Annotated in this window: 3 protein-coding genes; 1 reads left to right on the forward strand and 2 read right to left on the reverse strand. The window is 55.9% G+C overall.

Translation table 11 applies throughout. The features are described 5' to 3' along the window. Positions 1 to 958: IS110 family RNA-guided transposase (locus tag P1J78_RS24455; protein ID WP_275569987.1), on the reverse strand; the 958-nt coding region annotated here is incomplete at its 3' end. A gap of 82 nt (positions 959 to 1,040) precedes the next feature. Continuing rightward, positions 1,041 to 1,559 carry an IS30 family transposase gene (locus P1J78_RS24460; RefSeq protein ID WP_275569985.1) on the reverse strand — a complete coding sequence of 173 codons (519 nt, stop codon included), beginning with the start codon at positions 1,557 to 1,559 and terminating at the stop codon, positions 1,041 to 1,043. 444 nt (positions 1,560 to 2,003) lie between these two features. Between P1J78_RS24460 and P1J78_RS24465 the strand changes: the two genes are divergently transcribed. Further along, positions 2,004 to 2,657 (forward strand): sulfotransferase family 2 domain-containing protein, encoded by a 654-nt coding sequence (locus P1J78_RS24465; RefSeq protein WP_275569986.1) that lies wholly within the window; start codon positions 2,004 to 2,006, stop codon positions 2,655 to 2,657. Positions 2,658 to 2,887 lie beyond the last annotated feature (230 nt).

The following is a 2,887-nucleotide window of genomic DNA, read 5'->3' on the forward strand; positions in this document are numbered from 1 at the left end:
TCTTGTTCGCGAGCGCGATAGCGACCAGCATACGAGGCTTGCGCGCCAGCATCTGTTCAAGCCAGGAGCCTTTCGGAGGTCCGTTCTTCACTGCCCACCTGATCCGCGTCATGGCACCAATGATTAGCAACCTTCGGATGTCCCGTTGGCCCATTTTCGAGGTCCGCCCCAGAATTTGTCGGCCACCGGTAGATTTCTGGACAGGGACGAGGCCAAGCCATGCCGAAAAATCCCGCCCCGTTCGGAACCCTTCCATCGGTGGAGCAAAGGCCTGGATCGCCATGGCTGTGACAGGGCCGACACCCGGTGCTGTCTGCAAGCGGATCGTCTGCGGGTCCGATCTCGCTTCGTCCTTCAGGCGGCGTTCGATCTCGATGATCTTGCCGTCCAGAATATCGAGCTGATCGAGATGCAGGCGGCAAAGTTCGATGACGCCCGGCGGCAAGTCGCTCTCGGGGGCCTCGATCTTCTTCGCGAGCTTCTTCACGAAGGTTCGACCGGCGGGGGCGATGATGCCGTATTCCATCAGGTGTCCGCGCAACGCGTTGATGATGGCATTGCGCTGCCGGACAAACAGGTCGCGCGTCTTGAAGACCATTGAGCGTGCCTGCTGTTCGGCCGATTTCACGGACACGAAACGCATGGTCGGGCGAACAACGGCTTCGACCATGGCCTCGGCATCATTGGCGTCGTTCTTTTGCCTTTTGACGAAAGGCTTAACGTAAATCGGCGGGATGAGGCGCACCTCGTGGCCCAGCTTCAGGATCTCCCGGCCCCAATAGTGCGATGATGCACAGGCTTCCATGGCCACCAGGCACGGCGGCTGATCACCGATGAACCGTATGAATTGCGCTCGCGACAGCTTCTTGCGGAACACCGGCTTCCCGGATGCTGTCGCACCGTGCAGATGAAAGACCGACTTTGCCAAGTCGATCCCGATGATTGTAACCTCTTCCACGGATACCTCCTCCATTCTGGTGCTTTCAACATCACCATCTTGGCACATCGCGATGCCGTTGCGGGGTGAGGTATCCACACCATCAGTGACCGAACTCCTGCCGGTCCACCACGCTGCCGGGCCTTTGGGAGATGGGCGTACGGTTCGGGATCGACGGGGCGCGGCGGCCGTTCCGAGCCCGTCGTCCTCGGCGCGATTTGCGCTGCGGCAGGAGCCTGGGCAGGCCGGCGCGCCGGCCGGTCGGGCTGAAGACATGGCGGTAGATGGACTCTGTACAGACGCTGTGCTCGACTTCCTCCAGTTCCATCCGCCCGGCGATCTGCTCGGGCGACCATCCCATGGCAAGACGGTCCTCGATGTGGGCGCTGAGGCGGGTGGAGCGCTCGATCCGCGATCCTCTGAACCTTCGCGCCCAGGCCCGCCGGTCCGCCGTCTCCGGGCGATAGCCGTCGACGTTGCTGTTCCTCCCGAGCTCCCGGTCGAGCGTACTACGGTGCCGGCCCAACCGGCGCGCGATCTCCGTCTTCGAAAGACCAGTCTCCATCAGGCCGCGTAGGCGGCAACGCTCCCCAAGTGTGAACTGGCTGTATCTCTGTCCCATGGCGATCCCGGCTATACCGGGTGTCACACTTGGAATTGGAATCTAGCGATGCTTATCTTAAACAAGACTCCAACCTCTTGTACTAGACTAAAACCGTTGGATAAGTGAGCTACAATGTCCAGGGAACCACACGACTTTCCGGTCTTTTTGATCGTGTGCCGGCCAATCGCCATGCTACACGACACGACTTCTGCGGCTTTGCCGGACAGCGGCCCGGGTCGAGGGGAATCCCGCGCGATGCAGATGGAAAACGCCCCACGGCCGATCCAGTGTCGTGCAGCGTGGCCAATCGCCACCATGTGTCGACTGCCTTGGCCGTCCCTCGGGGAACAAGCGTCAGGTCGCGTGCGCGTCGCATCACGACGCCTCGAATTAGCTAAACCGACGAAGCCAAGCTGGTAGATCAGACGCTCCATAACTATGTGTGAACAAAGAGCGATCAAAATGCGACAGAATCTATTTCTTACCACAGCGAAAAAAATCCGAGACGGATTGGGAGTTGGAAGAGATGATCGGTATATCCTCTATCAAAAATACTTTCAAAATTTTGTATTTATACACATCAATAAATGCGGCGGCACAAGTATTCAGAGAGCGCTCGGAATTCCGTTTACCATACATGATACGGCAAAGGAAAGGAGAGCCCGAATTGGCGAGAATCGCTGGAAAGAGAAGTTTACGTTTTGTACTATCCGACACCCTTATGACAAAGTCGCGTCGCATTATAGCTATCGAGTAAAAACGAACCAAACGGGGCTTGGTGATAGGCACCTCACATTAAATCAATGGGTTGAGCGCTGCTACATTGAAAAAGATACGGCGTATCTGGATAATCCTTTGATGTTCGGGCCTTGCATGAATTGGATCTCTGACGATTCAGGATCTATTATCGTGCAGGAGGTCATAAAACTTGAGGAGCTTTCAGAAAAATGGCATATTGTACAGAAAAATACTGGAATCACTGCAGAAGTTGGTCGCCACAATGAAAGTGATAAGTCGCTGCGTCGAAGCGAGAAATTGAGTGATCGGAGCAAGAAGGCAATTTTTGAGCATTTTCGGATTGATTTTGAAAAGTTTGGCTATGATCCTGATTGTTAGAATCTTCATTCTTTTTGGTGCATCTTTAACGCTACAGGTATAGTGCCTGGTCGCGGTTCACTGGCAGTAGCGGCGGGGAAGTCCGCATCGAGTTGCACGTCGAACCAGTCGAGACCCCGCTTTATGACGTACAGCCTAGTACTTCAGTTTCATTTCATGTGCGATTGTGCCTCTGTGTCATTGTTGGGGCTGACAGGGAGCGACGGGCGTGTCGGTTGCGGATTGGGCGG

The sequence above is a fragment of the Psychromarinibacter sediminicola genome (genome assembly GCF_029168335.1).
GTDB lineage: Bacteria > Pseudomonadota > Alphaproteobacteria > Rhodobacterales > Rhodobacteraceae > Psychromarinibacter > Psychromarinibacter sediminicola.

Excerpts from the sequence above, each read along its gene's own strand:
- P1J78_RS24460 (WP_275569985.1), bottom strand. The coding sequence starts at position 1,559 with ATGGGACAGAGATACAGCCAGTTCACACTTGGGGAGCGTTGCCGCCTA.
- P1J78_RS24465 (WP_275569986.1), top strand. The coding sequence starts at position 2,004 with ATGCGACAGAATCTATTTCTTACCACAGCGAAAAAAATCCGAGACGGA.